Here is a 25,155-nt window from a genome sequence, read left to right as displayed (position 1 = left end):
GTTGCTGAGCGCGGAACGCAGCGACAAGACCAAGCACCGACGCCCCGGCGCCCTCGTGGCGACCGGGGCGTCGTCGTCTGCGCGGTCCGCCGCCTCAGTAGTGCGGCGGGATCTCACGGCGCAGCGCCGCGTCGTTCGGGCCGGAGGCGCCCCTGTGCTCCCCGCCGGACGCGCGATCGCGCTCGTCGGGTTCCGCGTGCGTGCCGGGCGCGGGCGTCAGACGCGCACGGCGCGCCCCTCGAACGCGCACGATGCGCTGCCGGGATCCGGAGTCACCGGAAGTCGCCTCGGCCGGTTCCGGCGACACGGGAGGTTCGTCGTCAGGCATCGTCCACGTCGAGCGGCTGCGTGTCGCCGTCCACGCGCGGCGCGTCGAGGGGCACGCCGAGCACCTCGCCGATGCGGCGCGCCACCCCGGCAGGATCGCTGTACAGATCGAAGGCGTGCACGCGGATGTAGTGCCACCCCAGACGCCGCAGCACCTGGGGGCGGAGCCGTAGTGTCTCCCGGAGCGATTCGGCTCGCGACTCCGGATCCGGCTCGATCACGACCGCCTTGCCGGCGTGCTGCGCCACGAGCGGCAGCAGTCCCCGGTAGTCCACGTCGACCGAGACGCCGATGCGGCGCAGTTCTCGGGCGAGAGCGAGGGTCAGCGGATCCGCCTGATCCTCCGCGCGCTCCTCGCGCACATGCCCGGCGAGATCGCCGAGGATCGACATGAGCGTGGCCGCACCGTGATCCAGGCGCCCCTCGTCGAACGACGACGGGCGGATCGACGAGACGATCACCATCGAGCGGCGCGCTCTGGTCATGCCGATCGTGAGCAGGCGGTCTCCGTCGGGAGAGGACAGGTCGCCGAAGTCGCTGAGCACGCGGCCGTGCTTGGTGACGCCGTAGCCGAGCGAGAAGATCACGCGATCGCGGCTCTCGGCCGCCGCCTCCTCGAGCGTCAGCACGACGAAGGGCTCCTGCGTGTCCCTGCCGACGAACTCGGCCACGTCGCTGCGGCCCGCGAAGGCGATCGACACCGCGGCGAAGACCCGCTCGGCGTGCGTGCGGCTGGCCGTGACGACCATGAGCGACTCGGTGGGGCGGTGCACCGCGTGCTCCACCACGAGCGTCACGATGCGCGCGACCTCGGCCTCCGGGCTCTCCATCGCGCCCGTCTCGGGGTGCGGGATGCCCACGCCGCCCTCGACGTAGTCCACGGTCAGCGAGCCGCGGCCGAGATAGGACCCGGCCCAGGGCAGCGACACGATCTCGCCGCCGTAGAAGGCGTCGTTGATGAGCGAGGCCAGATCCTCGCCGCCCGCGCGGTAGCTGCGGGTCAGCGTGACCACGGGCAGCAGCTCGGAGAGGCGCTCGAAAACCGACACCTCGTCGAACGGCACCTCCTCCTCGCGGTCCTCCGCAGGCATCGTGGCGACCTGGAACGCGGTCGGCTTCTGCAGCACGGGGTCGCCGAACGCGACGATCTGGCGGGCGCGGCGGATCGCCGGCGTCGCCTCGGCGAGGTTGATGGCCGCGGCGTCGACGAGGATCACGGTGTCGAACTCCACGGAGTCCGGCAGGTCCGGCACCTGATAGGGCGAGGCGATCCAGACCGGCGCAAGGACGCGCATGAGCGTCGGGGCCGCGGCCACGAGCTCGGCGACCGTGGTGCGGTGCTGCGTGAGCCCGTGCCGGAGGTTCTGCGCCTCCGCCGCCTCGTCCACGATCGAGATCCGCCACTGGCCGCTCAGCTGCCAGGCGAGCAGCGGGCCGGCTGCCCCGGCGTGCGCCTCGTCCACGAGGCGGAAGTCGCGCTCGAGCTGGTCGACGACCGAGGTATTCGCCCCCAGCAGGGAGCGGTTCTGCCGCAGCGCCTGCTCGAGCAGGGACTGCCACCAGGCGTACTCCAGCTCCGCGCCCACCCGATCCTCGGAGAGGTGCCGGGTGGACAGGTCGATGAGGAGCGGCTCGAGGCCGAGTCCCGCCAGCTCGTCGCGGATGCGGGCGCGCTCGATGAGGTTGTCGAAGACATCCGACTTGGCCGCGAGTCCGGCGAGCGTGCGCAGCAGGCGCGCGACCGGAAGCGTCGCGAGCGGCTCCCTGCGCCCCAGAGCCGTGTCGAGCTCGGCGAGCTGCGCGTCGACGTCCCGCCAGGCGACGGAGACGTCGGCGAGTCCGAGCGGCACCTCCGGTGCGACGCCGGCGTCGACGTACCGCTGCCACTCGGTGCGCTGGGCCTGGATGCGCGTGAGCGCGTCGTGCATGTCGCCCACGTGCGCGCCGGGGCGCACGTACTCCTTGGCCAGCTGGCGCAGCCGCCGGCGGTTCGCGCCGGTCATCGCCGCGCTGTCCCGCCGGTTGCCGTGCGCCTTGATGAGCTCCCCGAGCGGGCGCTCGAACACCGCCGGAGTGAAATGGTCGAGCGAGTCGCGGATCCCCCGGAGCAGACGAAGGTACTCGCCCAGCTCCGAGATCGTCGCGAACGGGCGCATGCGCGTCTGGGCGACGAGCTCGTAGCCCAGCTCGAGAAGATCCGGCACGGTGCGCGCGTGCAGTGTCTCGGCGAGCGCGTGCACGCGGTGCGCCTCGTCCGACGAGGAGAAGACGACCCCGTACCAGGGCGAGTCGTCGGGGCCGAACCGGAACTCCCCCAGCCGCGCGGCCTGCGCGAGCGCTTCCGCGGCGTGGGTGCGATCCTCCGCGAGGTTCTGCAGCGCAGGGCGCCCGAGCCGCGCCGTCGTGGTCGGCGGTGTCGGGAGCAGCGCCAGCCGGGTGAGCATGCGGGTCGCGTCGAGCACGCTGGCGCCCAGCGCCGGATCCGTCTCGGTCAGCGCGCGGCGGTAATCGCGCAGCACCGTGCGCAGCCGCAGCAGGGCGTCGTCGATCTCGGCGAGCTTGGGCGCCGCGGCCTTCTCGTTGCGACCGATGGCGCGCACCAGATCCCGGCGCACCGAGGCCGGCGAGACGGCGAACCCGTCCAGCCCGATCCCGCTCAGTCGGTGCCGCACGCCGTCGAGCGTCGAGCGCCGAGGCGAGACGACGAGCACACGCTTGCCCGCGCGCACCAGTTCACCGATCGCGTTGATCACGGTCTGCGTCCCGCCGGTCCCCGGAAGCGTCGAGACCGTGAGGGAGTGCCCCGCCGCGATGCGGGCGAGCACCTGCTCCTGCTCGTTGTCGGCGTCGAGCAGGAGGTTGTCGGAGGCAGGGGCACGGTCATCGGGCCCGGCTGTGGACGGCTGCGGTCCCGGCGCGGAGACGCGCTCGCGGTCGGCGGCATGGCCGGCCAGCGCGTTGAGCATCAGATGGTCGAGGTCGTGCGCGTCGCGCGCCATCGCGGTGCCGACGTCGGCGAACGTGGACACCATCATGCGCGGCTGCACCGAGAACGTGTCGACGGACGAGGTGGCCGCGCGCAGCATGTCGATCGCCGGCTGCGGCGCGAACACGCCGTTCTGATATGCCAGGGCGGCGAGGCGGGCGTCGTCGATCGTGATCCCGAAGTGATCGCGCGCGATGCGCACGAGCTCTGGGTTGAGGAAGAACTGCCCGTGCAGCTTCAGCTCGTAGTCCGCGTAGTGCCGGCGGATCGCGAGCGGACGCAGCAGCATCGGGGCGGCGTAGTCGACGCCGCCGATCCGCCAGGTGCACAGCCCGACCGCGAGGTGCACGGCGTCGAGGCCGCGCACGGTGCGCAGCTCGGTGTTCTTCGCCGTGATCCGGTCGGCGGCGAGACGAGCGCCGCGGAGCCCCACCTCATCGCGGAACAGGTTGGACAGCAGGGTGGAACGGCCCGTGATGAACTGCGGCAGGCTGCCGGGGTGGGCGCGCGAGATGTCGATTCCGCCGGCCGCGACATCGCGGTATGCGGTCAGCGGCGAGGGGCCGCCGAGTTCCGCCGCTTCCGCCCTGAGGCGGGCTCGCTCCGCTGTCGCGGCGTGCACCGCCTGCACGCCCGGCTCTGCCACATCGACGTCGCCGGGCATCACGGACTTCTCCTCCGCGTTCTTCCCGTCACGTCGCCACACACGACAAAGACTAGGCGTGCGGGATGGGCAGAACCGTCAGATCCACTGGGTTTCGCCGGATTCAGGTGGTTTCCCCCTCCACAGCGGGCCTTTTCCGGATCCTTCGCACCGATTGCGGATCCGGCCGTCCTGCGCGCACGCGGTGGCAGAGGATGGGTGCATGACCTACCGCTACGACTTCGCCGACACCCCGTTCGGGGATGCGCTGTGTGTGTTCTCCGACGAGGGGCTGGTGACGTTCGACCTGCCGGAGGGGATGCACCGCGACTCGCCCTGGGCGCTCGAGGCGACCGCCCGGATGCTGCACGCCGTACCGGAGCCGGATCCGGGCGCGAGCGCCGAGATCGACGAGCTGCTGCACGCGTACTTCTCGGGAGAGCCGATCCGCTTCGATCAGGAGCTCGCCCTGGACTGGCGTCTGGCGAACGGCTTCACCCGCTCCGCGCTGCAGTCCGTGTGCGAGATCCCCTGGGGCCAGAGCGCGAGCTACGGCGAGGTCGCGGCGATGGCCGGCAGCCCGGGCGCCGCCAGGGCGGTGGGCACGGCGTGCAGGAACACTCCCTTCTCGATCGTCGTGCCCGTGCACCGCGTGGTGCGTGCGGACGGCTCGCCCGGCGAGTACGGCGCGCATCCCGAACGGAAGCGATATCTCCTGGACCTGGAGGCGGATGCAGCCACCCGAGCCCCTACCGTGCACGACGTCCGCCCCGGCGTGTAGGCCGCCGGGGCGGACGCCTCCCGTTCCGGAGAGGCGCTGACGCCGTGCCCGTATTGCGCCGACACCCGCGCGTTCCGGACGCAGAGGGAATGGCGGATCGGGCGCGGGCCTCTTCGGCCCCCATCGGCATTCTCCGGCACGCCCTCGCGCGCGCCCGAGTGATAGCGTCGACGCTACGAAACAACGGGGTGGAAACCCCGGAAGCTGGTAGTCGGGTGAACTCTTTCGAGACCGTCGGATCCGATGCGGATCTGGTCGCGCAGGCCGTGCGCGAACTGATCCGGCGCACCCGCTTCCCCGTGGCATTCGGCGGGCTGCTGGACAGCGGCGAGGTCCCGGTCACCGCGATCGTCGGCTCGCGCACCCGAAGCCTCGAGGGGTTGCGCGTCCAGCCGCAACGCGGTCTCGGCGGACGGGCGATGATCGAGCTGCGCCCGCGCATGACGCACGACTACGGCGCATCGCAGCAGATCACGCACGATTACGACGGCTTCGTCCTGGGCGAGGGGCTCCGCACCCTGCTCGCGATCCCGGTGATCGTATCGGGGAGGCCGCGCGGCGTGCTGTACGCCGGCGCCTGGGAGGAACCGCCGGCCGGCGGGGTCACCACCGCCCCGGCGATGCAGATCGCGGACGCGCTCGCCGGTGAGCTGCGCATTCGCGAGGAGGTCGAGCGCCGCGTGCGCTCCGCGGGCGCGCCCGCTCCTCCGCCGGCATTGAGCCCCGCACACCTCGAAGAGCTGCGGGAGAGCTTCGCCGAACTGCGATCGATCGCCGCCCTCGTGCCGGATGAGGCGGTGCGGGAACGCCTCGGAGACCTCGAGCGCCGCCTGCTGGCCCTCTCCGCGCCACCACCGCTGCACGGCGCTTCCGACGTGCACCTCTCCCCGCGCGAGCTGGACGTGCTGAGCTGCGCTGCCCTCGGGCAGACCAACGCCCGGATCGCGGCAGAGCTGGGGCTGCGCGAATCGACGGTGAAGGCGTATCTGGGAACGGCGATGTCGAAGCTCGACGCGCCGACCCGGCATGCCGCCGTCGCGCGGGCGCGACGCGACGGTCTGATCCCCTGAGCCGGGATGCCCTGCTCCTGCCCAGGCGTCCGCAGTAGTCTCGACACAGCGCATTGCGCACCCGGACGAGGCGGGCCAGTACCCGGACAGCGAAAAGACTGGCTCTCAGGAGGCCCGCCATGGCGTGGATCGTGCTCATCATCTCCGGAGTCCTCGAGGCCGTCTGGGCGACGGCCCTCGGCAAAGCCGAGGGGTTCACACGGCTCTGGCCCAGCATCGTCTTCGTGATCGGCCTGGCCGCATCGATGTTCGGGCTGGCCTGGGCGATGCGGGAGATACCGACCGCCACCGCCTATGCGGTGTGGGTCGGCATCGGAGCCTCGCTCACCGTCGTCTGGGCCATGCTCACCGGTGATTCCGAGGTGTCCTGGATCCGGATCCTGTTGATCCTCGGTCTGGTGGGATGCATTGTCGGATTGAAGTTGATCGATCCGGGGCATTCATGACATTCCGCATTCCAATCATTGCCACGGACAATTCCTGCACGTAGATTTGTCGCCATGGCACGCAAAATCGTTCATCAGCTCGTCGACGATATCGACGGTTCCGTTCTCGAGGTGGGCGAGGGCGAGACTGTGCATTTCTCGCTCGACGGTTCCGCCTATGAGATCGATCTGACCAGCGCGCACGCCGCAGACCTGCGTGCGGCGCTCGCTCCGTTCATCTCCTCGGGTCGGCGCACGCAGCGCGCGGCGGCCGGCCGGCCGTCCGCGGCGGCCAAGCGCCCCAACCGCAACCCGGAGACCGCGGCGATCCGCTCCTGGGCCGGCGACAACGGCTACAAGCTCTCCGAGCGCGGCCGCATTCCGGCCGATGTGATCGAGGCCTACCGCGCCGCGCACTGATCGCGATCGAACAGGAAAGGGACCGCCCATTCGGGCGGTCCCTTTCCTGTTCGTGCCCCCGACAGGATTCGAACCTGCGACCTGCCCTTTAGGAGAGGGCCGCTCTATCCGACTGAGCTACGAAGGCGCTCCCCCAGTCTAACGAGCGCTCGCGGTCCTACGCCGCCATCGCCAGGTATGGCTCCCAGCGGGGGTCGCCCCGTTCGGATCCGCGCACCGTCCATCCCGTCCCGCGTGGCGGAGCGGGCGTCAGGCGCAGCTCCCACCCCATCTCCTGCGGGGTGCGGTCGCTCTTGACGTTGTTGCAGCGCAAGCAGCAGGCGACGAGGTTCTCCCAGGAGTTCTTGCCCCCGCGCGAGCGCGGCATCACGTGGTCGATCGTGGACGCGGACTTCCCGCAGTATCCACAGCGATTGCCGTCGCGGCGCAGCACCCCGCGTCTCGTGACGGGCGTGTACCGGGCTCTCGGCATCCGCACGTACCGGCTCAGCACGATCACTGCGGGGCGGTCGAAACGGCCGCTCGCCGCCCAGACGGGATCGTCGACGGCGCATTCGACGACGGAGGCCTTCTTGTTCATGACCAGTACGATCGCGCGTCTGAACGACACGACCGCGAGCGGTTCGTACCCGGCGTTGAGCACCAGTGTGCGCATCCTGCATCCCTTCGATCCGACCGGGACGGCTTCCCGGTCTCTCGACCGTGCGCGGACTGAGGGTCCGCAGGATACGAAAACGGCGCTGTCTACGAGAGACAGCGCCGTGAGCGCACGGGTGATCCGTGCAGTTCCTGCGGGCAATGCCGAAGGACGAGTCGACCGAGTGCATCCGTGGTTCGGATGCTCGGTATTCGTCCCATCGTGTTCCTCCGCCCTTGCGACGACGGAATCAGGCTAACCCATGCCCCGACGACGACGCGGAGAACTTCCGGTGAACGCCGTACTGGATCAGCGGACGTTGACCTCGAGCCACGCGAGCGGGTCGATCTCGGTGTTGTTCACGAGCACTTCGAAGTGCAGGCAGGATCCGGACACCCAGCCCGTGTTCCCGACCTCGCCGAGGTACTGGCCGGCGGTCACGCACTGGCCCACCCCGACGGCCCGGCTGCCGTAGTTCATGTGCCCGTACAGCGTGGAGATCGCCGCGGATCCGCTCAGCGCGGGGTGGGAGAGCTGGATCGTCTCGCCATAGCCGCCGTAGCCGTCCTGGGAGATCGTGACGCACCCGTCGGCAGCCGCGTAGATCGGCGTGCCGATCGGCGCGGCGAAGTCCTGACCCATGTGGCTGCGACCGCTGCGGGCCGCCCCGAAGCCGTCGCTCAGCGTGTAGGAGCCGGCCGCCATCGGGTAGATGACCTGCCCGGGGTTCGCGATCGGCGCCATGCTCGTGCGGACGGACGCGACGGCGGGCTTGGCGGCGGCGGCTTCCGCCGCGGCCTTGGCGGCGGCGACAGCGGCCTCCTGCGCCTTCTTCTGCTCGATCTCCTGAGGAGTGGTCGCGGTGAAGGAACCGCGGGTGCCGGCGACGGCCGTCGCCTCGGACGCGACGACGATCGACTGCGCGTGGCCGGCGGCGATCTGCTGAGCAGTCACCGGCGAGGCGGTCGCGGGAGCGGCGCCGGTCGCGAGGGCAGGCAGGGCGATCGCGGTCACCAGCGCGCCCACGGCGGCGAGGACCGCGAAGGTGCGGATCGGGCGCACGACGGAACGGGAGGCCGGGTTCTTCGCACGCTTCGGGGAATGCGTGTCGACGGACGTATCGGTCTGATCGAGTTCTGCAGCCAAGGGCTTCCTCCAGGCCTCGGCGCCGTGCGTCGGCTCGTCCGTACTCACTGCACGTCGGGATTTCGACGTGCATCAGGATGACCACGGCGGTGACGAACCGGGAGGCGGCCGCCGGGGTTATCACCGGCGGGCTTCTCGTCGGCGACCTCCCCGACGTTACCCGATCGTGATGAATCTGTCACCCCCCGATTCGGGATGACCGATATCCGAGCGGTCGCCCGGGGTGGCTGATGCCGGTCAGCCCGCGTTCGCGGCGAGCCAGGGCTCGGGGTCGATGACCGAGCCGCCGATGCGCACCTCGAAGTGCAGGTGGGATCCGTACGAGTTCCCGGTGTTGCCCATGAGCCCGATGAGCTGGCCCGCGGAGACCTGGTCGCCCGCCTCCACCATCCGGCTGCCGTAGATCATGTGACCGTAGCGGGTCTCCACCATGGTGCCGTTGAGGTTGCTCATGATCATGATCGAGACACCGTAGCCGCCGATGCTCTCGGCGGAGGCCGTCACGGTGCCGGCGGCGGCCGCGTAGATCGGGGTGCCCTCGGGGGCGATCATGTCCCAGCCCTCGTGACCGCGACCGGACCCAGGGCCTTCACCGGGGGTGAAGCTGGTGACCGGGTAGCGCACGGCGCCGGAACCCGGAGCGACCAGTGCCATCCCGGCAAGGGACGGGCGGGAGGAGCTGCTGGTCGACGCGGCCGACGCCGCAGAAGCCGCGGCCGCGGCGGCGGCCCGCGCAGCGGCGGCCTCCTCGGCCTTGCGCTTCTCGATCTCGTCGGGCGTGGTGGCGGTGAACTGCCCGCGCGTGCTCGGGGCCTGCGTGGCCTCGGACGCGACCACGATCGACTGCGCGTTGTCGGCTGCCAGCTGCTCGGTGGTCACCGGAGCCGCATCCGCGGCACCGCTCGTCGAGACGAACGCCGGGAGGGCGATCGCGGCGACCAGGGCGCCGACGGCCCCGAGAATGGCCACGGTCCGCACCGGGCGCACGAAAGCAGCGGATCGGCTCGCAGCCTTCTGGTGCGCGGGGGCGTCGGCGCTCGTCTGGCTCGGGGTCTCGATCGTGGTCTCAGGCAAAGTCTGTCCTCCGGCCTCTGCGCGAGATCGCGCCGGTCCGTCGTCGATCGGGTCGGTCCGCACAGGGTTCGGACGCATGTCTCCCCACGGCGGCGACGGGCCGATGAGGCGAGCGCCGTGGAGTCCGTCGACAGGCTTCTCGCCGACGGCCCTCTCGACGCTACCGGAAAGTCACGAACGTGTCACGCTGCCCAAAGGATCCGCTGAACGCCGGATTCCCGCGGATTCCGTCGAGCGCGTACAGGCGACGTCCAGGCGGGGGCCGCCTGGAACGGTGCGAGGCCCCTCAGGCGACCAGGAAGATGTGCGAGGCGAGCTCGACGGGGAGCTCGAGTCCCTCGTCCTGCCCGTCGACCTCGATGAGCACGTAGCCCTCGTTGAAGCGGAACCGGCCGCGCGCACCGGGGACGACCCCGGCGTCGCGGAGCTGCTCCAGCAGCTCGGGATCCACCTGCGCGGGCTCGGCGAGACGGCGCACGGTGCCCTCGGTGGGCGTGCCGGCGGTGTTCATGTGCTCGACGAGGCCGATCACGCCCTCGTCGAAGGTGCGCGCAGGTGCGCCTCCGAGCTGATCCAGCCCCGGGATCGGGTTGCCGTACGGCGACTCGGTGGGGTGCCCCAGCAGCTCGACCAGGCGGCGCTCCACCTGCTCGCTCATGACGTGCTCCCAGCGGCAGGCCTCCTCGTGCACGTAGGCCCAGTCCAGCCCGATCACGTCGGAGAGCAGGCGCTCCGCGAGGCGGTGCTTGCGCATCACGTCCACGGCCTTGCGGCGCCCGGCCTCAGTCAGCTCGAGGCGGCGGTCCTCGGAGACGACCACGAGGCCGTCGCGCTCCATCCGGCCGACCGTCTGCGACACCGTGGGACCGGAGTGCCCGAGGCGCTCGGAGATCCGGGCGCGCAGGGGGACGATGTTCTCCTCCTCGAGTTCGAGGATGGTGCGGAGGTACATCTCCGTGGTGTCGATCAGATCAGCCATCGATTCCCCTTGTCGTGCCGCGGATGCGGTCGCCTGCTGTTAGGCAAGCCTACCTTCTGCGGATAGGCGCCGGCTCTGCACCGCAACCCGGCGTCGCACACCCGGCGGCACGGGATCACGGGCGACGGCGCGGAGCCCGTCGCATGGTGTCACACGGTCGGGGGCGCCCCCTCGACGGCACCTAGAATCTGTGCATGGCGATCGAGATTCCCCGCGAACTTCTGCCCGTCGACGGCCGCTTCGGATGCGGCCCGTCCAAGATCCGCCCCGAGCAGGTGAGCGCACTCGCCGCCGTCGGGTCGAGCCTGCTGGGCACCTCGCACCGCCAGGCGCCGGTGAAGAACCTCGTCCGCAGTGTCCGCGAGCAGCTTTCCGCACTGTTCCGCCTCCCCGAGGGCTACGAGATCATCCTCGGCAACGGCGGATCCACCGCGTTCTGGGACGCCGCCGCGTTCGGCCTCATCGAGAACCGCGCGCAGAACCTCGTCTCGGGCGAGTTCGGCGGAAAGTTCGCGAAGGCGGCGGCAGCACCCTGGCTGCAGGCGCCCGATGTGCGAAGCGCCGAGCCCGGCTCGCGCGCCGAGGCCGAGATCGTCGAGGGCGTGGACGTGTACGCCTGGCCGCACAACGAGACCTCGACCGGTGTCGCCTCCCCGATCCGCCGCGTCGCCGCGGACGGCGCTCTCACCGTGATCGACGCGACCAGCGCCGCCGGCGGGATCGACTTCGACGTGACCGAGACCGACGTCTACTACTTCGCCCCGCAGAAGAACCTCGGATCCGACGGGGGCCTCTGGTTCGCGGCGGTGTCCCCCGCCGCCGTCGAGCGGATCGAGCGGATCGCCGCGTCCGGACGCTACATCCCCGAGTTCCTCAGCCTGAAGAACGCGGTCGACAACTCCCGCCTCGAGCAGACGCTCAACACTCCGGCGTTGACCACGCTGCACCTGCTCGACTCCCAGCTGCAGTGGATCAACGGCAACGGCGGACTCGCCTGGGCCGCCGCGCGGACGACCGAGTCCGCTCAGGAGCTCTACCGCTGGGCGGAGGCGAGCTCCGTGGCGACGCCGTTCGTCGCGGACCCCGCAGACCGCTCCCCCGTCGTCGCGACGATCGACTTCGACGACTCGGTCGACGCCGCGGCCGTCGCCAAGACGCTGCGTGCGAACGGCATCGTCGACACCGAGCCGTATCGCAAGCTCGGCCGCAACCAGCTGCGGATCGCGACGTTCGTCTCGATCGAGCCGGACGACGTGCGCCAGCTCATCCGCTCGATCGACTACGTGCTGGAGCACCAGGGCGCCTGAGCCCCGCTGCGACCAGGGCGCCTGAGCCCCGCTGCGATACGAGAGAAGGCGCCTCCCGCTCGGGGGCGCCTTCTCTCGTATCGGGAGCTTCCCGGGCGCTGCCCGGGAAGACGGATGCTCACTCCTCTTCGGAGTCGTCGTCCTCGTCGTCCGAGTCCTCGTCGTCCGAGTCGTCCTCTGCGGAGTCGTCGAGCTCGTCGATGTCCACGCCGTCGAGGTCGCCGGCGTGCAGACGCGGCGCTGCCTCATCGTCCAGTTCGTCGTCGTCCAACTCGTCCTCGTCCAGCTCGTCCTCGTCGAGATCGTCCTCGTCGAGGTCGCCGGTTCCCTCCACGAGCTCCTCACCGGGAAGACCGTCGGAGCCGCTCGCCTCCGCGTCGTTCTGAGCCGAAGCGGCGAGCTCGGCCTGATGCGCGCGGTAGTCGGCGAGACGCTCGGCCCACGGCACCCACTCGGGTGCCAGCAGGGCGCCGTCGCCCGGCATCAGCTCGGCCTCCAGCACGGTCGGCTCCTCGTCGCCCACCTGGGCGACGGACACGGTCCAGTACCAGCCCGGGTAGCCGCCGAGGCGGTTCTCGAACCGCAGCGAGACCACGCCGTCGACCTCGGGGAGGTAGCCGGCGGCCGGGCCCACGGACGCGGCGGGGGTGATCTCGTGCAGGGCCGCGAGCGCCAGATCGCGCGCGCCCAGCAGGCGCTCGCTCACGAGCGGAATCGCAAGGGGCTCGTCGATCGAGAAGCGCTCCTCGACCGCCGGCGCGACCGTCTCGTCCGCAGCCCGCCCCGGCTCGACCGGCTCGGCGCCGGTGACGTCACCGTCAGGCATCGAAGTCCTCGGCCACGTTGCGCAGCACGGCGGCGATCTTGCGGCCGTGGCTGGACGAGGGGTAGCGGCCGCGGCGGAGGTCTCCGCCGATGCCGTCGAGCAGCTTCACGAGGTCCTCGACGATCACGGCCATGTCGTCCGCGGGCTTGCGCTTGGTCTTCGCGAGGCTCACCGGAGCCTCGAGCACGCGCACGGACAGCGCCTGCAGACCACGCTTGCCGTCGGCGACACCGAATTCGACTCGGGTGCCGGCCTTGACCGCGGACCCGGCGGGGAGGGACGTGGCGTGCAGGAAGACGTCCTGGCCGTCATCGGTGGTGATGAAGCCGAACCCCTTCTCGTCGTCGTAGAACCTGACCTTGCCGGTGGGCATGGGAGAACCTCGCTGCAATACTCGGGCGCCGGATCCAAGCGGATCCGATCGGGACGCGTGCGGAAGCCCCGCACCCCACCAGCCTACCGGTCACGGAGCGGGTAGGCTGGGACGGATGAGCACTCGGCAGCCTGCCCCCGAGCCCGAGATCCGCCGGATCGATCGGTTCCTGACGTTCGGCGCGCTGACGCTGGCCGCACTCTCCGTGATCTGCTTCTTCGTGATCATCATCGCGACCGCGGTGGGGATGAAGCAGGCCGACTTCGCGCACGGCGCCTGGCCGGTCGTGGGGGTGTTCCCGTTCTGGGGTCTGCCGATCGCGTTCGTGATGATCGTCGTGCTGCTCATCATGAGCTTCGTGCGGAGAGGCCGCGCGGCGCGGCGCTCCTGACGCCGCCGCGAGCTGTTCTCCCCATGAGCACCCATGCGCGCCTACTCGCCGAGGCGCTGTCCGCGCGCACCGACGAGGAGCTCGCCGCGCTCTTCGGCCGTCGAGAGGTGCGCCCCGAGGCCGGCTGGAACGACTTCTTCGACGCCGCGGAGGCGCTACTGGATCCGTCGTCGCTGGCACGCATCCTCCCCCGTCTGACCCGCGCCGAGGCCGGCGGACTCGTGGCGGCCGCGGCCGGCGCGGATCCCGGTCCCGTCGCGGAGTCCCTGCGCTCGCTCGCTCTGCTCCCGCCCTCCGGTTCGACGCTGCCGCCGTCGGTGGCGGCCGCTGTCGCGGGGCGCGATGCACCGGCCGCCGCGGTCGCGGCCTCTCCCGATTCCGACGCCTTCGCCGGGAACGCCGACGAACCCTCGGCGGCCCGCGCGGCCGAGCGGGCCTTCACCACGGTCGCCACCCTCGCCGACGCCCTGCTCCTCGCCGAGGAGGGACCGCTCGCCCTGCTCGCCGGCGGCACGGTGGGGCTCTCGGAGAAGCGCCGGCTGAGCGAACGCGGTCTCCCGGACGACCCTGCACTGCTCGACGACGTGCTGGCGGTGGGCACGGCCGCGGGCCTGCTGCGGCCGATCGATCGCACGCTGCTCCTCTCCGCCGCCGGCGCGGCGTGGCTCCGGCTCCCCGGCGCCGAGCGGTGGGCGCAGCTGGTCTCCGGCTTCCGCGCCGCGCTCCCCGAGGTGCTGCGCACTGCAGACGGCGGCTGGATCCCGTTGCGGGAGTGGGGGGACGCGCATCCCTGGGATCCCGCCTGGCCCGCGCGCACCGACGCCCTGCTCCGGCAGGCACGGCTGCTCGGCCTCGTCATGGACGATCGAGCGAGTCGCTCGGCTCTCGAGACCCCATGGGCCGAGGCGCCGCGCCGCGGTGCGGATCCGGATCCGGCCGCCCTCGCCGCCTATGTCCCCGCGGAGGTCGACCGGATCTTCCTGCAGAACGACCTCACCGCGATCGCCCCGGGCCCCCTGCTGCCCGCCCTCGATCTGCGGCTGCGCGGCATGGCGGCCCGGGAGTCGGCGAGCCAGGCCTCCTCCTACCGCTTCACCGCCGACTCGCTCAGCACCGCGCTGTCCGCGGGCGAGACGGAGCACGGCGTCCTGGCGTTCCTCGAGGAGATCTCGCTCACCGGCGTGCCTCAGCCGCTGCGCTACCTGCTGGCGCAGAGCGCGAGCCGGCACGGCCAGGTGCAGGTGGGCGCGGATCCGGAGACCGGGCGCACCCGCGTGCGCAGCCGCGACCCGCACCTGCTCCAGGCGATCGGCGTGGATCAGGCTCTGCGCCCGCTGGGCCTCGTCCCCGAGGACAGCGCGGAGGACGGGACCGTGCTGACCACGCGCGTCAACCGCGACACCGTGTTCTGGGCGCTCACCGACGAGCACTACCCCGCCGCCCTCGTGGACGCGGACGGCGCCGTCGAGCGCCCGGTGCGCACCACCGCGGAGAGCGCTCCCCCGGCGCCCTCCGACACGCTGCGCTACGCGGCGCTCATCGCGCACCTGCGCGAGGCCCGTGAGGGCGACGCGGACGCCGCCTGGCTGGAGCGCGAGCTCGAGCACGCCGCGAAGCAGCGCGCCGTGCTCGCCGTCGAGGTGGCGATGCCCGACGGCACGGCGCGGGAGCTCGTGCTCGAGGTGACCGGCTTCGGAGGCGGGCGCCTGCGCGGCCGCGACCGCGCGAGCGACGTCGAGCGCACGCTGCCCATCCGCTCGATCCTGTCCACACGCGCGATCGAGGACACCGGATCCTGATGCCGTCCTCGACGGCCGCGCCGGCGGCGGACGCCTCTTCCCCGGCACGACCGGTAGACTGATCCGCTATGTCTGATGGCCCGCTGATCGTCCAGAGCGACCGCACCGTGCTGCTCGAGGTCGCGCACCCCGACGCCGAGAGCGCGCGGCACGAACTCGCGATCTTCGCGGAGCTGGAGCGCGCACCCGAGCACATCCACACCTACCGCGTCACCCGCCTGGGTCTGTGGAACGCCCGCGCGGCCGGCCACACGGCCGAGGACATGCTCGAGACCCTGGACCGCTGGTCGCGGTTCCCGGTGCCGCCGTCCGTGTCGGTCGACATCCGCGAGACCGTGAACCGCTACGGCAGGCTCGTGATCGAGCGGGACGAGGAGGGCCTGCTCATCCTGCGCTCCACCGACCCCGCGGTGCTCACCCAGGTCGCCGGGAACAAGCGGATCCAGCCGTTGCTCGTGGGGCATCCCTCCCCCGACACCTACGTCATCGACGCCTGGGCCCGCGGGCAGATCAAACAGGAACTGCTGAAGATCGGCTGGCCCGCCGAGGACCTCGCCGGTTACACGCCCGGCACCCCGCACGAGATCACCCTGGCCGAAGACGGCTGGACGATGCGCCCCTATCAGCAGGACGCGGTCGACGCGTTCGCGAAGGACGGATCCGGCGTCGTCGTGCTCCCCTGCGGCGCCGGCAAGACGATCGTCGGCGCCGGCGCGATGGCCGCGACCAAGACGACCACGCTGATCCTGGTCACGAACGCCGTCTCGGCGAGGCAGTGGCGCGACGAGCTCATCAAGCGCACCAGCCTGACCGCGGAGGAGATCGGCGAGTACTCCGGACAGGTGAAGGAGGTCAAGCCGGTCACGATCGCGACGTACCAGATCCTCACCGCGAAGCGGAAGGGCCAGTACGCGCACCTGTCGCTGCTGGACGAGATGGACTGGGGTCTCGTGGTCTACGACGAGGTGCACCTGCTGCCCGCGCCGGTGTTCAAGCTCACCGCCGACCTGCAGGCGCGGCGGCGGATCGGCCTGACCGCCACGCTCGTGCGCGAGGACGGCCGCGAGGGCGACGTGTTCAGCCTGATCGGACCGAAGCGCTTCGACGCGCCGTGGAAGCAGATCGAGGCGCAGGGCTTCATCTCCCCGGCCGCCTGCTACGAAGTGCGCGTGGACCTGCCGCCGGACGACCGGCTGGAGTACGCTGCCGCGACCGACGACGAGCGCTACCGCCTCGCCGCCTCCGCGCCGGCCAAGATCACCGCCGTGCGTGAGCTCATCGCGAAGCACCCCGGCGAGCGCATCCTCGTGATCGGGCAGTACCTGGACCAGCTCGAGGAGCTGTCCCAGGCCCTCGACGCCCCGTCGATCACCGGGGCCACCCCGGTCGACGAGCGCGAGGAGCTGTACCGGCAGTTCCGCGAAGGCGAGATCGAACTGCTCGTGGTGTCGAAGGTCGCGAACTTCTCGATCGATCTGCCGGAGGCCTCGGTCGCGATCCAGGTCTCCGGATCCTTCGGCTCCCGGCAGGAGGAGGCGCAGCGGCTCGGACGCCTGCTGCGTCCGAAGCAATCCGGGCACACGGCGAGCTTCTACACGCTGATCGCCCGCGACACGGTCGATCAGGACTACGCGCAGAACCGCCAGCGCTTCCTCGCCGAACAGGGCTACAGCTACACGATCCTGGACGCGCACGAGCTCGAAGCCGCCTGACCGCCCTCTCCCCGCCCGCTTCCGCTCTCTCCCGCCCGCTTCCTTGTCCGCGAGACTCCAACTGGGCGACGAGACTGCAGTCGCCACGCGCAGTCTCGTCGCCCAGTTGGAGTCTCGCGGTCGGGAGGGGCATCCCTAGGCGGCTCGGGCGAACCAGTCCAGACTCAACCGCACGACGTCATCGGGCCTGTCGTCGGTGAGGAAATGCGCGCCGCCCTCGACGAAGGCCAACGCGAACCGATCGGCGTGCTCGGCATGGTTGCGACAGATGCGGTGCACGATCGGCTCCGCGAACGGCCCGTCCTGCTGGCCGAACACGCACAGCATCGGCGGATGCAGCCGCATTCGCGTGTAGACCCCGCGCATGAGCCGCATCGAGACCGGAATCACCATGCCGCGGTACAGCGCGGTGACGGCGCGCTCGACCTCGGGTCGATCGTGGACGCTCAGATACGTATCGATCGTGCTGTCGGCCATCGGCTGCGCGGCATAGCGCGGTCCGAACAGATACCGCAGCGGACGCCCTGGATGATGCGTGAGCAGAGCGGGCATGTGCGCGAACGCCGGCATGACCCGGGGCGTGAACTCCATGAATCCCGGGGGCACCGAGACCTGGACGATCGCACGCACGCGCTCCGGACGCCGGTACGCGAGCTGCATCCCGGAGATCGCCCCCATGTCGTGGCACAGGAGGAACGCGCTCTCGATGCCGAGCGCGTCGAGCACGGCCTCGACGTCATCGACCTGCGACTCGGCGTGGAATCCCGGATCCTCGCTCTCGGTCCAGCCGGATCCTCGCAGGTCCGGGCAGATCACTCGATATCCCTGCGCGGCGATCGCGGGCGCGATGACACGCCATTGCCACCAGTGCATCGGGAAGCCGTGCAGGGCGACGACCGGCTCGCCCTCCCCGATGACCGCGACGTGCGTGCGGATGCCCGGGGTCTCGACCACGAGGTGCTCGAAGCCGTGCACCTCGGGAAGCGGCGGCGACCACGTCCGTCCGACCGCCCCCGGCGAAGACGCCTGCATGTCCATGGCGAGACCTCCCTGTCGTCGCACGACGCGGGTTCGTGTGCCCGCAGCCCTGACTTTACTACGTTCATAGTGTCGCGTCACTAGGAACGTAGTAGTTACGCTCTTCTACATGAGCAGCACCCGCCGCCGCGCCCTCGATGCCGCCGTGACCCTGATCGGGACGGAGGGCATCCGATCCCTCACGCATGGGAAGGTGGACGCCGCGGCCGCGCTGCCCGCGGGCTCCACGTCGAATCACTTCCGCACCAGGGCTGCTCTCGTCGCGGGCGTGGTCGAGTGGCTCGCCCACGAGGAGCGCCAGGACGGAGGTCTTCCCGAGCCCCATAGCCGGGACGAGCTCGTGACACTGCTCTCCCGCATGGGCGCCGCGCAGACCGGCCCGCTGGCCACGCGCACCCGCGCGAGATACGCGCTGTTCCTCGAGGCCGATGACGACGCGATCCGACCACTGCGGGATCAGCGCCGGGGCATGGAGGAGTGGATCCGCGGCGTCCTGACGGAGCTCGGCGGCGAGAGCGCGGCGCGCAACACGACCTTCCTGATGGCGGCGTGCGACGGCCTTCTCCTGCACCGCCTCACGGTGGATCCGGACGTGCCGATCGACGACGTGATCGCTCGCGCGGTCGACGCCGCGCTGCAGACCTGACCCCCGTCACCTACTGCGAGACTCCAACTGGGCGACGAGACTGCAGCTCCCACGCGCAGTCTCGTCGCCCAGTTGGAGTCTCGCGGTCAGGAAGGACGCCGGAAGGACGCAGGAGGGGCGGGTCAGGTCTGCGGGATGACCGTCAGCACGCGGGCGGTGAACTCGGCGAAGGCAGCCATGAACTGGCGCAGGAACTCCTCGGTCCCGGGCGTCGTGACACGGCCGTCGTCGTCGATGAGTCCCGGCGAGTAGTGGATGTACGCCTCAGGCGCCGTCATCTGCCGGGCGTTGAGGAAGCCCAGCGTCGCACGCAGCGACTGCTGGCCGACCGCGGTGCCGATCGCGCCCATGGACGCGCCCACCACGCCGGTCGGCTTGTGCGCCCACACGTTCTGCCCCCACGGCCTGCTCCCCCAGTCGATCGCGTTCTTCAAGGGCCCCGGCAGCGAACGGTTGTACTCGGGCGTGACGAACAGCACCGCGTCCGCACTCGCCACCGCGGCCTTGAAGTCGAGGGCGACCTGCGGATAGTCGGCGTCGAAGTCGCGGTTGTACGACGGCAGCTCGGCATAGGAGATCTCGAAGAACTCGAAGCCTTCGGGGGCAAGATGCGTCAGCGCGTTCGCGAGGCGGCGATTGATGGACTCCCGGGAGAGGCTGCCGATGACGACGCCGACACGGTACGGTCCCTCGTGCTCGATGATGTCGATCTTCATGGGTCTCACTCTGCACCCCGAGGGGCCGGATCGTCACGGATCCTGAGCCGTCGCATAGCCATTCCCTAGGGAAGTTCCGCCCGCAATCAGCGCGAACACGGATCGGGTCACCATAATGGGGGCATGACTGAAGCGCGCATCCTGGTCGTCGACGACGAACCCAACATCCGCGATGTCCTCTCCACGGGCCTGAGCTTCGCCGGCTTCTCGGTGAAGACGGTCGCCAACGGCGCCGCCACGATCTCGGCCGTGCTGGAGGAGGAGCCCGACCTCATCATCCTCGATGTGATGCTCCCCGACATGAACGGATTCAGCGTCACCAAGCGTCTGCGGGGCGCAGGATTCACGGCGCCGATCCTCTTCCTCACGGCGAAGGACGACACCGAGGACAAGATCGAGGGCCTGAACGCCGGAGGCGACGACTACGTCACCAAGCCCTTCGCGCTGGACGAGATCGTCGCCCGCGCGCAGGCCATCCTGCGCCGCACGATGCAGGCGGATGAGGAGTCCGTGATCCGCGCCGGCGAGCTGTCGATGGATCAGGACACGCACGACGTGTTCGTCGGATCCACCCCGATCGAGCTCAGCCCGACCGAGTTCAAGCTCCTCCGCTACCTCATGCTCAACCCCAATCGTGTGCTGTCGAAGGCGCAGATCCTCGACCATGTCTGGGAGTACGACTTCAACGGCGACGCGGGAATCGTGGAGAGCTACATCTCGTACCTCCGCCGCAAGATCGATCCGCACACCGAGGAGCCGGTCATCCAGACCAAGCGCGGCTTCGGCTACATGCTCAAGGTGGGGAAGTCCGCGTAACGGATGGCAGAGCCCGACGCGATCACGCGATGGTGGCGCCGGATCAGCCTTCGCGCGAAGGTGACCGGCGTCACCGTCGGCGTGCTCGCGCTCGGATTGGTCGTCACCGGCATCGGCACCATGCCGATCCTGCGCAATCTGCTCATCGAGAACGTCGAATCCCAGCTGCCGACACTCGTGACGAGCGACCTCGCCACGATCACCCCTGACGGATACGGCGCTTTCAACGTCGCCCTGAAGGACGAGACGCTCGGCCTCGCCGACTACTTCGTCGCCGTGTACGACGCGGCAGGTGCGCTCGTGTACTCCGGCGGCGGCGCACCGAAGGCCGTCAAGCCGGAATTCCCGACCTCCTATCCCCTGGCCCGGGCGACGCTCGACGCCGGGCGCACGGAGCCGATGGTCCTGCGCGGCGCGGACGGATCCGAGTTCCGCGCGGCGGTCGCGGTGCGCGAGGATCCCAGCACCAACATCACGTACACGCAGATGGTCGCGGTCTCGCTGGACGAGCCGGACCGCATCCTCGCGACGTTCTTCGGGGTGTTCACCACTGTGGCGCTCGTGACGATCATCATCGCCGCGCTCGCGACCCGGGGGCTGGTGACGCTCGCGTTCCGCCGGCTGGGGCGCGTGGAGTCCACCGCGATGGCGATCGCCGCGGGTGACTTCAGCCAGCGGCTCACCGACCTCGAGCCGACCACCGAGGTGGGGCGGCTGAACGGCGCCATCAACACGATGCTCGACCGCCTGGATGCGGCGATCTCCCAGCGCGACCGCTCGGTGCAGCAGATGCGCCGCTTCGTCGGCGACGCCAGCCACGAGCTGCGCACGCCGCTCGTGAGCGTACGCGGCTACGCCGAGCTGTACCGGATGGGCGCGATCAAGCCCGGCGAGGACACCGCACGCGCGATGGACCGGATCGAGAAGGAGGCGCTGCGGATGGGCGTGCTCGTCGAGGATCTGCTCGCCCTCGCCCGCCTGGACGAGCAGCGCGAGCTGACCATCGAACCGCTCGATCTGCGTCCGCTCGCGCAGGACGCCGCACTCGATCTGCGTGCGGCCGCACCGGAGCGCCCCGTCACGGTCGTCGACATGACCGCCGAGGCGCATCCCACGGATCCGCCCGTTCGTTCCGCCACCGCGATCATGCGGCCCGCCCCCGTGACGCGCAGCACCCCCACGCGCGGCCGCATACCGGCGATCCTGCGCCGGCGTCCGAGGGACGGCGACCCGGTTCCCGAGATCGACTTCTCCGAAGCGATCGTCGCCCCCGTCTCCACCCCGCCGATCGTGCTCGGCGAGGAGAACAAGGTGCGCCAGGTGATCGCGAACCTGCTCGGCAACGCCCGGCGCTTCTCCCCCGGCGACTCCCCGATCGAGGTTGTCGTCGGCGCGGACCGGCGCAGGGACGTGGGCTGGTTCTCGATCGTGGATCACGGAGAGGGCGTCCCCGAGCAGATCAGGGATCAGATCTTCCAGCGCTTCTGGCGCGCCGACTCCTCGCGCACCAGGGACACCGGCGGCGCAGGCCTCGGTCTCGCGATCGTGGCGTCCATCGTGCGAGCGCTGAACGGCTCGGTGCAGGTGACCGAGACGCCGGGCGGCGGCGCGACCTTCACAGTGTCGCTGCCGCTCGCCCCGCCGCGGGCGACGCCCGAGCACCTGCTGCAGGACACGCAGCCCATCGAACCGTTGGATCTGTCGCGCTGAGCCCGCGCCCTTCGCCGGCGCCCGGATCGGTCCGCACATCGCCGATGCGGCGCAACTTCCGCACGGATTGCGCGATGAGCCCGCCCCCGCGCCACCCCGATCCCTATCGTCGAACGCATCCGATGCCCCTCGACGAAAGGATCCCCATGACCGTCTTCAGCGTCGACACCGACGCGGTCTCCACCACGCGGCTCGCCGTGCAGGCCACCGCCGACCGGCTGCAGAGCGACTCGGCGACCATGCTCTCGCAGATCACCTCGTTGCAGACGTCCTGGACAGGGTCCGCCGCCCTCGCCTGTCAGAACGCCGCGGAGCAGTGGCGCGGCGCGCAGGCCCACGTCGAGCAGGCTCTCGCGACGATCGCCCAGGCGCTCGGATCCGCCGAGCAGTTCTACGCGCAGGCCGAGAGCGAGTCTGTGGCGCTGTTCCGCTGACCGGGCGCGCACGACGTGGGGCGACGTGCACGGCAGGCGCTGAGGCGCGCCTCAGGCCGCGAGCCCTCTCTCGCGGACGGAGAAGGCCCCCGGGACGGATCCCGGGGGCCTTCTCGAAAAGGGGATGGACTCAGAAGTCCATGCCGCCGGACGGGTCGGCCGGCATGGCGGACGCCTTCTCCGGCTTGTCGGCGACGACGGCCTCGGTGGTGAGGAACAGGCCGGCGATCGACGCGGCGTTCTGCAGCGCCGAGCGGGTGACCTTGGCCGGGTCGATGATGCCCTGTGCGAACATGTCGCCGTACTCGCCGGTCGCGGCGTTGAGGCCGTGACCCGTGGGGAGCTCGGAGACCTTGTGCGCGACGACGCCCGGCTCGAGACCGGCGTTGAGCGCGATCTGCTTGAGCGGCGCCTCGATCGCGACACGAACGATGTTCGCGCCGGTCGCCTCGTCACCCGTGAGCTCGAGGCCGTTGAGGGCCTTCGTGCCGGACTGGATCAGCGCGACGCCACCACCGGCGACGATGCCCTCCTCGACGGCTGCCTTCGCGTTGCGGACGGCGTCCTCGATGCGGTGCTTGCGCTCCTTGAGCTCGACCTCGGTGGCCGCGCCCGCCTTGATGACGGCCACGCCGCCGGCGAGCTTGGCGAGGCGCTCCTGCAGCTTCTCGCGGTCGTAGTCGCTGTCGGTGTTCTCGATCTCGCGACGGATCTGGGTCACGCGACCGGCGATCTGCTCGGCGTCGCCGGCACCCTCGACGATCGTGGTCTCGTCCTTGGTGACGATGACCTTGCGCGCACGGCCCAGCAGGTCGAGGGTCGCGTTCTCGAGCTTGAGACCGACCTCCTCGGTGATCACGGTGCCGCCGGTGAGGATGGCGATGTCCTGCAGCTGCGCCTTGCGGCGGTCACCGAAGCCCGGAGCCTTGACGGCGACGGACTTGAAGATGCCGCGGATCTTGTTCAGCACCAGGGTCGCGAGGGCTTCGCCCTCGACGTCCTCGGCGATGATGACGAGCTCCTTGCCGTCCTGGATCACCTTGTCGACGACGGGCAGAAGGTCCTTGATGTTCGAGATCTTCTGGTTCGCGATGAGGATGTACGGGTCCTCGAAGACGGCCTCCTGGCGGTCCGGGTCCGTGACGAAGTAGGGGTTCAGGTAGCCCTTGTCGAAGCGCATGCCCTCGGTGAGCTCGAGCTCGGTGCCGAAGGTCTGGGACTCCTCGACCGTGACCACGCCCTCCTTGCCGACCTTGTCGATGGCCTCGGCGATGAGCTCGCCGATCTCCGGGTCGGCGGCCGAGATCGACGCGGTCGCGGCGATCTGCTCCTTCGACTCGATCTCCTTGGCGGAGGCGAGCAGCTCGGCGGTGATCGCGGCGACGGCCTTCTCGATGCCCTTCTTCAGGCTGATCGGGTCGGCACCGGCGGCCACGTTGCGCAGGCCCTCGCGGACGAGCGCCTGAGCGAGGACGGTGGCGGTCGTGGTGCCGTCTCCGGCGACGTCGTCGGTCTTCTTCGCGACCTCCTTGACGAGCTCCGCGCCGATCTTCTCGTACGGGTCGTCGAGCTCGATCTCCTTGGCGATGGACACGCCGTCGTTCGTGATCGTGGGGGCGCCCCACTTCTTCTCGAGCACGACGTTGCGGCCACGCGGGCCGAGGGTCACCTTGACCGCGTCGGCCAGGATGTTCAGGCCGCGCTCGAGGCCGCGACGGGCCTCCTCATCGAAAGCGATGATCTTTGCCATGAGTACTGTCGTCCCTCCTGGACGTAGACATTGGGTTTAGCACTCAGATCAGTCGAGTGCTAAACCCAGTCTGGCACTCGCCCCCTGAGAGTGCAAGCGGCGCGGAGCGCGCCGGCCCTCAGCCCTGCGATCCGTCGCCCGAGGTGTCCGCAGGGGTCGGCTCGGTCGTCGGGGCGTTCTTCGCGAGATCCAGCCCGAGCACGACCGTAAGCTGCTTCTGCCCGGCCACGACGTCGTCGCCGTACTGATCGCTCAGGGCGATCTTCGTCGCCCCGATGAGGTTCGCGAGCGCTTGCGCCGCGGACTTGTCGGCCTCGGTCTTGTAGTAGACCGTGGTCGCCGGGAAGTCCTGCGTGCTGGCATCGCTCGCGGCCACGGCGTTCCCGTCGAACCCGGCGGCGACGATCGTGTCGCGCGTGCTCGCGGCGAGGCCGTTCGCGGTCGTCGCGTTCAGCACCAGCACCGCGTACGACGTGTCCAGCGCCGGGGCGGAGGCCGTCGCCGTCCGCGAGACGCTGGGCACCGGCGTGCCCCCGTCGAAGCTGATCCTGCCCATGGCGAGCATCGCGGCGAAGATGCCGATGGCGATGAGCACCGCCGTCGCCACGGCGGCCCAGAGCAGAACGAACCAGCCGCGCATCCCGGGGTTCTCGGCACGATGGGCGCCGACCCGGCCCTGGGCGTGCGGGATCACGTCGAATCGGTCGCGGGCGGATTCAGGCATTCCATGATGTTATCCGGGGTGCTCCTGCGGTTTCCGTGAACGACAGGCCGCGAGCGCGAGGCGCGTCCCGCGATTCAGCCTGCGGAGAGCGCAGTGCGACCGGCTCTGCGCGCGGCCGCGTCCTCGCGGATCCTGCGCAGACGACGCACCAGCATCGGATCCTCGACCAGCGCCTGCTCGGAATCGATGACCCGGTCCAGCAGCTGGTAGTACCGCGCCGGAGTGAGCTCCAGCTCGGCGCGGATGGCCTCCTCCTTGGCGCTGGAGTGCCCTGGACGCCGCGCCTCGAACGCGAGGATGACGCGTTCGCGGTCGCTCAGGAGGTCGGTCACCGTCCCAGGCTACGCCGCAGGGCGCGCCGCCCGGGGACGGCGCGCCCGCCCCGTGGCCCCTCAGCGCCCGGAACGCGGGAGAATGGATCCGAC

General features: G+C 70.5%; 25 protein-coding genes, 1 tRNA gene and 1 riboswitch. Of the genes, 12 read left to right on the top strand and 14 right to left on the bottom strand.

Going from position 1 to position 25,155, the window contains the following annotated elements:
• Positions 1 to 94: 94 nt before the first annotated feature.
• Both ACFC1J_RS16015 and ACFC1J_RS16010 read right to left on the bottom strand, forming a co-directional pair.
• Complete coding sequence (locus ACFC1J_RS16015; protein ID WP_375908191.1) at positions 95 to 328, bottom strand: hypothetical protein; 234 nt, start codon at positions 326 to 328, stop codon at positions 95 to 97.
• Positions 321 to 3,977: an AAA family ATPase gene (locus ACFC1J_RS16010; RefSeq protein ID WP_375908386.1), complete on the bottom strand. Its 3,657-nt coding sequence runs from the start codon at positions 3,975 to 3,977 to the stop codon at positions 321 to 323. The genes ACFC1J_RS16015 and ACFC1J_RS16010 overlap by 8 nt, the downstream gene beginning before the upstream one ends.
• 202 nt (positions 3,978 to 4,179) lie before the next feature.
• Here ACFC1J_RS16010 and ACFC1J_RS16005 point away from each other — a divergent pair, with 202 nt between their 5' ends.
• The 4 genes from ACFC1J_RS16005 (at position 4,180) to ACFC1J_RS15990 (ending at position 6,652) form a co-directional block, all read left to right on the top strand.
• On the top strand, positions 4,180 to 4,737 hold the full coding sequence (locus ACFC1J_RS16005; protein ID WP_375908187.1) for a methylated-DNA--[protein]-cysteine S-methyltransferase: 558 nt from the start codon (positions 4,180 to 4,182) through the stop codon (positions 4,735 to 4,737).
• A gap of 215 nt (positions 4,738 to 4,952) precedes the next feature.
• Complete coding sequence (locus tag ACFC1J_RS16000; protein WP_375908185.1) at positions 4,953 to 5,807, top strand: LuxR C-terminal-related transcriptional regulator; 855 nt, start codon at positions 4,953 to 4,955, stop codon at positions 5,805 to 5,807.
• Between the two features lie 43 nt (positions 5,808 to 5,850).
• Positions 5,851 to 5,915: riboswitch (guanidine-III (ykkC-III) riboswitch) on the top strand.
• A gap of 11 nt (positions 5,916 to 5,926) precedes the next feature.
• Positions 5,927 to 6,253, top strand: a complete 327-nt coding sequence (locus tag ACFC1J_RS15995) for a DMT family transporter (protein ID WP_375908182.1) — start codon at positions 5,927 to 5,929, stop codon at positions 6,251 to 6,253.
• A 54-nt stretch (positions 6,254 to 6,307) separates the two neighbouring features.
• Positions 6,308 to 6,652, top strand: coding sequence for an Lsr2 family protein (locus tag ACFC1J_RS15990; protein ID WP_375908179.1), 345 nt, complete (start codon positions 6,308 to 6,310; stop codon positions 6,650 to 6,652).
• A gap of 53 nt (positions 6,653 to 6,705) precedes the next feature.
• On the opposite strand, the gene ACFC1J_RS15985 is transcribed toward ACFC1J_RS15990, so the two are convergent.
• The 5 genes from ACFC1J_RS15985 to ACFC1J_RS15965 form a co-directional block, all read right to left on the bottom strand.
• Positions 6,706 to 6,779 (bottom strand) — tRNA-Arg (locus ACFC1J_RS15985).
• 30 nt (positions 6,780 to 6,809) lie between these two features.
• Positions 6,810 to 7,307, bottom strand: coding sequence for an HNH endonuclease (locus tag ACFC1J_RS15980; RefSeq protein WP_375908176.1), 498 nt, complete (start codon positions 7,305 to 7,307; stop codon positions 6,810 to 6,812).
• 291 nt (positions 7,308 to 7,598) lie between these two features.
• Positions 7,599 to 8,435 carry a M23 family metallopeptidase gene (locus tag ACFC1J_RS15975; protein WP_375908173.1) on the bottom strand — a complete coding sequence of 279 codons (837 nt, stop codon included), beginning with the start codon at positions 8,433 to 8,435 and terminating at the stop codon, positions 7,599 to 7,601.
• A gap of 237 nt (positions 8,436 to 8,672) precedes the next feature.
• Positions 8,673 to 9,509, bottom strand: a complete 837-nt coding sequence (locus ACFC1J_RS15970; protein WP_375908170.1) for a peptidoglycan DD-metalloendopeptidase family protein — start codon at positions 9,507 to 9,509, stop codon at positions 8,673 to 8,675.
• Positions 9,510 to 9,795: 286 nt separating this feature from the next.
• Positions 9,796 to 10,488 carry a metal-dependent transcriptional regulator gene (locus tag ACFC1J_RS15965; RefSeq protein WP_375908167.1) on the bottom strand — a complete coding sequence of 231 codons (693 nt, stop codon included), beginning with the start codon at positions 10,486 to 10,488 and terminating at the stop codon, positions 9,796 to 9,798.
• Positions 10,489 to 10,682: 194 nt separating this feature from the next.
• On the opposite strand from ACFC1J_RS15965, the gene serC reads away from it, so the two are divergent.
• The gene (serC, locus tag ACFC1J_RS15960; protein WP_375908164.1) at positions 10,683 to 11,795 is read left to right on the top strand and encodes a phosphoserine transaminase; all 1,113 of its coding nucleotides are present in this window, start codon (positions 10,683 to 10,685) and stop codon (positions 11,793 to 11,795) included.
• A gap of 118 nt (positions 11,796 to 11,913) precedes the next feature.
• Here serC and ACFC1J_RS15955 read toward each other — a convergent pair whose 3' ends face one another.
• Both ACFC1J_RS15955 and ACFC1J_RS15950 read right to left on the bottom strand, forming a co-directional pair.
• Positions 11,914 to 12,621, bottom strand: coding sequence for a DUF3027 domain-containing protein (locus tag ACFC1J_RS15955; RefSeq protein ID WP_375908161.1), 708 nt, complete (start codon positions 12,619 to 12,621; stop codon positions 11,914 to 11,916).
• The gene (locus tag ACFC1J_RS15950; protein ID WP_251446244.1) at positions 12,614 to 12,994 is read right to left on the bottom strand and encodes a cold-shock protein; all 381 of its coding nucleotides are present in this window, start codon (positions 12,992 to 12,994) and stop codon (positions 12,614 to 12,616) included. The genes ACFC1J_RS15955 and ACFC1J_RS15950 overlap by 8 nt, the downstream gene beginning before the upstream one ends.
• A gap of 115 nt (positions 12,995 to 13,109) precedes the next feature.
• On the opposite strand from ACFC1J_RS15950, the gene ACFC1J_RS15945 reads away from it, so the two are divergent.
• From ACFC1J_RS15945 to ACFC1J_RS15935, 3 genes are all read left to right on the top strand, one after another.
• Positions 13,110 to 13,385: a hypothetical protein gene (locus ACFC1J_RS15945; RefSeq protein ID WP_045273484.1), complete on the top strand. Its 276-nt coding sequence runs from the start codon at positions 13,110 to 13,112 to the stop codon at positions 13,383 to 13,385.
• 23 nt (positions 13,386 to 13,408) lie between these two features.
• Positions 13,409 to 15,184 carry a helicase-associated domain-containing protein gene (locus ACFC1J_RS15940; RefSeq protein ID WP_375908157.1) on the top strand — a complete coding sequence of 592 codons (1,776 nt, stop codon included), beginning with the start codon at positions 13,409 to 13,411 and terminating at the stop codon, positions 15,182 to 15,184.
• Positions 15,185 to 15,252: 68 nt separating this feature from the next.
• On the top strand, positions 15,253 to 16,896 hold the full coding sequence (locus ACFC1J_RS15935; protein WP_375908154.1) for a DNA repair helicase XPB: 1,644 nt from the start codon (positions 15,253 to 15,255) through the stop codon (positions 16,894 to 16,896).
• 135 nt (positions 16,897 to 17,031) lie between these two features.
• On the opposite strand, the gene ACFC1J_RS15930 is transcribed toward ACFC1J_RS15935, so the two are convergent.
• Positions 17,032 to 17,934: an alpha/beta fold hydrolase gene (locus ACFC1J_RS15930; protein WP_375908151.1), complete on the bottom strand. Its 903-nt coding sequence runs from the start codon at positions 17,932 to 17,934 to the stop codon at positions 17,032 to 17,034.
• A 109-nt stretch (positions 17,935 to 18,043) separates the two neighbouring features.
• Between ACFC1J_RS15930 and ACFC1J_RS15925 the strand changes: the two genes are divergently transcribed.
• The gene (locus tag ACFC1J_RS15925) at positions 18,044 to 18,580 is read left to right on the top strand and encodes a TetR/AcrR family transcriptional regulator (RefSeq protein ID WP_375908148.1); all 537 of its coding nucleotides are present in this window, start codon (positions 18,044 to 18,046) and stop codon (positions 18,578 to 18,580) included.
• A gap of 122 nt (positions 18,581 to 18,702) precedes the next feature.
• Here ACFC1J_RS15925 and ACFC1J_RS15920 read toward each other — a convergent pair whose 3' ends face one another.
• On the bottom strand, positions 18,703 to 19,296 hold the full coding sequence (locus ACFC1J_RS15920) for an NADPH-dependent FMN reductase (RefSeq protein ID WP_375908145.1): 594 nt from the start codon (positions 19,294 to 19,296) through the stop codon (positions 18,703 to 18,705).
• Between the two features lie 123 nt (positions 19,297 to 19,419).
• On the opposite strand from ACFC1J_RS15920, the gene ACFC1J_RS15915 reads away from it, so the two are divergent.
• The 3 genes from ACFC1J_RS15915 (at position 19,420) to ACFC1J_RS15905 (ending at position 22,256) form a co-directional block, all read left to right on the top strand.
• Positions 19,420 to 20,112 carry a response regulator transcription factor gene (locus tag ACFC1J_RS15915; RefSeq protein WP_292720678.1) on the top strand — a complete coding sequence of 231 codons (693 nt, stop codon included), beginning with the start codon at positions 19,420 to 19,422 and terminating at the stop codon, positions 20,110 to 20,112.
• A 3-nt stretch (positions 20,113 to 20,115) separates the two neighbouring features.
• Positions 20,116 to 21,822 carry a sensor histidine kinase gene (locus ACFC1J_RS15910; protein WP_375908142.1) on the top strand — a complete coding sequence of 569 codons (1,707 nt, stop codon included), beginning with the start codon at positions 20,116 to 20,118 and terminating at the stop codon, positions 21,820 to 21,822.
• Between the two features lie 146 nt (positions 21,823 to 21,968).
• Positions 21,969 to 22,256 (top strand): WXG100 family type VII secretion target, encoded by a 288-nt coding sequence (locus ACFC1J_RS15905; RefSeq protein ID WP_375908139.1) that lies wholly within the window; start codon positions 21,969 to 21,971, stop codon positions 22,254 to 22,256.
• Between the two features lie 130 nt (positions 22,257 to 22,386).
• Here ACFC1J_RS15905 and groL read toward each other — a convergent pair whose 3' ends face one another.
• The 3 genes from groL to ACFC1J_RS15890 form a co-directional block, all read right to left on the bottom strand.
• The gene (groL, locus tag ACFC1J_RS15900) at positions 22,387 to 24,006 is read right to left on the bottom strand and encodes a chaperonin GroEL (RefSeq protein WP_375908136.1); all 1,620 of its coding nucleotides are present in this window, start codon (positions 24,004 to 24,006) and stop codon (positions 22,387 to 22,389) included.
• A gap of 118 nt (positions 24,007 to 24,124) precedes the next feature.
• The gene (locus tag ACFC1J_RS15895; protein WP_375908133.1) at positions 24,125 to 24,730 is read right to left on the bottom strand and encodes a LytR C-terminal domain-containing protein; all 606 of its coding nucleotides are present in this window, start codon (positions 24,728 to 24,730) and stop codon (positions 24,125 to 24,127) included.
• Positions 24,731 to 24,804: 74 nt separating this feature from the next.
• The gene (locus ACFC1J_RS15890) at positions 24,805 to 25,062 is read right to left on the bottom strand and encodes a DUF3263 domain-containing protein (RefSeq protein WP_292720663.1); all 258 of its coding nucleotides are present in this window, start codon (positions 25,060 to 25,062) and stop codon (positions 24,805 to 24,807) included.
• Positions 25,063 to 25,155: the final 93 nt, after the last annotated feature.

The sequence above is a fragment of the Microbacterium sp. NPDC056052 genome (assembly GCF_042266785.1).
GTDB lineage: Bacteria > Actinomycetota > Actinomycetes > Actinomycetales > Microbacteriaceae > Microbacterium.
Note: the sequence above shows the minus strand (reverse complement) of the source record. Positions and strands in the feature narration are given on the sequence as shown.

Bases quoted from the DNA above. Each gene is read 5' to 3' on its own strand.
- ACFC1J_RS16015 (WP_375908191.1), bottom strand. From the start codon at position 328: ATGCCTGACGACGAACCTCCCGTGTCGCCGGAACCGGCCGAGGCGACT.
- ACFC1J_RS16010 (WP_375908386.1), bottom strand. From the start codon at position 3,977: ATGCCCGGCGACGTCGATGTGGCAGAGCCGGGCGTGCAGGCGGTGCAC.
- ACFC1J_RS16005 (WP_375908187.1), top strand. From the start codon at position 4,180: ATGACCTACCGCTACGACTTCGCCGACACCCCGTTCGGGGATGCGCTG.
- ACFC1J_RS15995 (WP_375908182.1), top strand. From the start codon at position 5,927: ATGGCGTGGATCGTGCTCATCATCTCCGGAGTCCTCGAGGCCGTCTGG.
- ACFC1J_RS15990 (WP_375908179.1), top strand. From the start codon at position 6,308: ATGGCACGCAAAATCGTTCATCAGCTCGTCGACGATATCGACGGTTCC.
- ACFC1J_RS15980 (WP_375908176.1), bottom strand. From the start codon at position 7,307: ATGCGCACACTGGTGCTCAACGCCGGGTACGAACCGCTCGCGGTCGTG.
- ACFC1J_RS15965 (WP_375908167.1), bottom strand. From the start codon at position 10,488: ATGGCTGATCTGATCGACACCACGGAGATGTACCTCCGCACCATCCTC.
- serC (WP_375908164.1), top strand. From the start codon at position 10,683: ATGGCGATCGAGATTCCCCGCGAACTTCTGCCCGTCGACGGCCGCTTC.
- ACFC1J_RS15955 (WP_375908161.1), bottom strand. From the start codon at position 12,621: ATGCCTGACGGTGACGTCACCGGCGCCGAGCCGGTCGAGCCGGGGCGG.
- ACFC1J_RS15950 (WP_251446244.1), bottom strand. From the start codon at position 12,994: ATGCCCACCGGCAAGGTCAGGTTCTACGACGACGAGAAGGGGTTCGGC.
- ACFC1J_RS15945 (WP_045273484.1), top strand. From the start codon at position 13,110: ATGAGCACTCGGCAGCCTGCCCCCGAGCCCGAGATCCGCCGGATCGAT.
- ACFC1J_RS15940 (WP_375908157.1), top strand. From the start codon at position 13,409: ATGAGCACCCATGCGCGCCTACTCGCCGAGGCGCTGTCCGCGCGCACC.
- ACFC1J_RS15935 (WP_375908154.1), top strand. From the start codon at position 15,253: ATGTCTGATGGCCCGCTGATCGTCCAGAGCGACCGCACCGTGCTGCTC.
- ACFC1J_RS15930 (WP_375908151.1), bottom strand. From the start codon at position 17,934: ATGGACATGCAGGCGTCTTCGCCGGGGGCGGTCGGACGGACGTGGTCG.
- ACFC1J_RS15925 (WP_375908148.1), top strand. From the start codon at position 18,044: ATGAGCAGCACCCGCCGCCGCGCCCTCGATGCCGCCGTGACCCTGATC.
- ACFC1J_RS15920 (WP_375908145.1), bottom strand. From the start codon at position 19,296: ATGAAGATCGACATCATCGAGCACGAGGGACCGTACCGTGTCGGCGTC.
- ACFC1J_RS15915 (WP_292720678.1), top strand. From the start codon at position 19,420: ATGACTGAAGCGCGCATCCTGGTCGTCGACGACGAACCCAACATCCGC.
- ACFC1J_RS15910 (WP_375908142.1), top strand. From the start codon at position 20,116: ATGGCAGAGCCCGACGCGATCACGCGATGGTGGCGCCGGATCAGCCTT.
- ACFC1J_RS15905 (WP_375908139.1), top strand. From the start codon at position 21,969: ATGACCGTCTTCAGCGTCGACACCGACGCGGTCTCCACCACGCGGCTC.
- groL (WP_375908136.1), bottom strand. From the start codon at position 24,006: ATGGCAAAGATCATCGCTTTCGATGAGGAGGCCCGTCGCGGCCTCGAG.
- ACFC1J_RS15895 (WP_375908133.1), bottom strand. From the start codon at position 24,730: ATGCCTGAATCCGCCCGCGACCGATTCGACGTGATCCCGCACGCCCAG.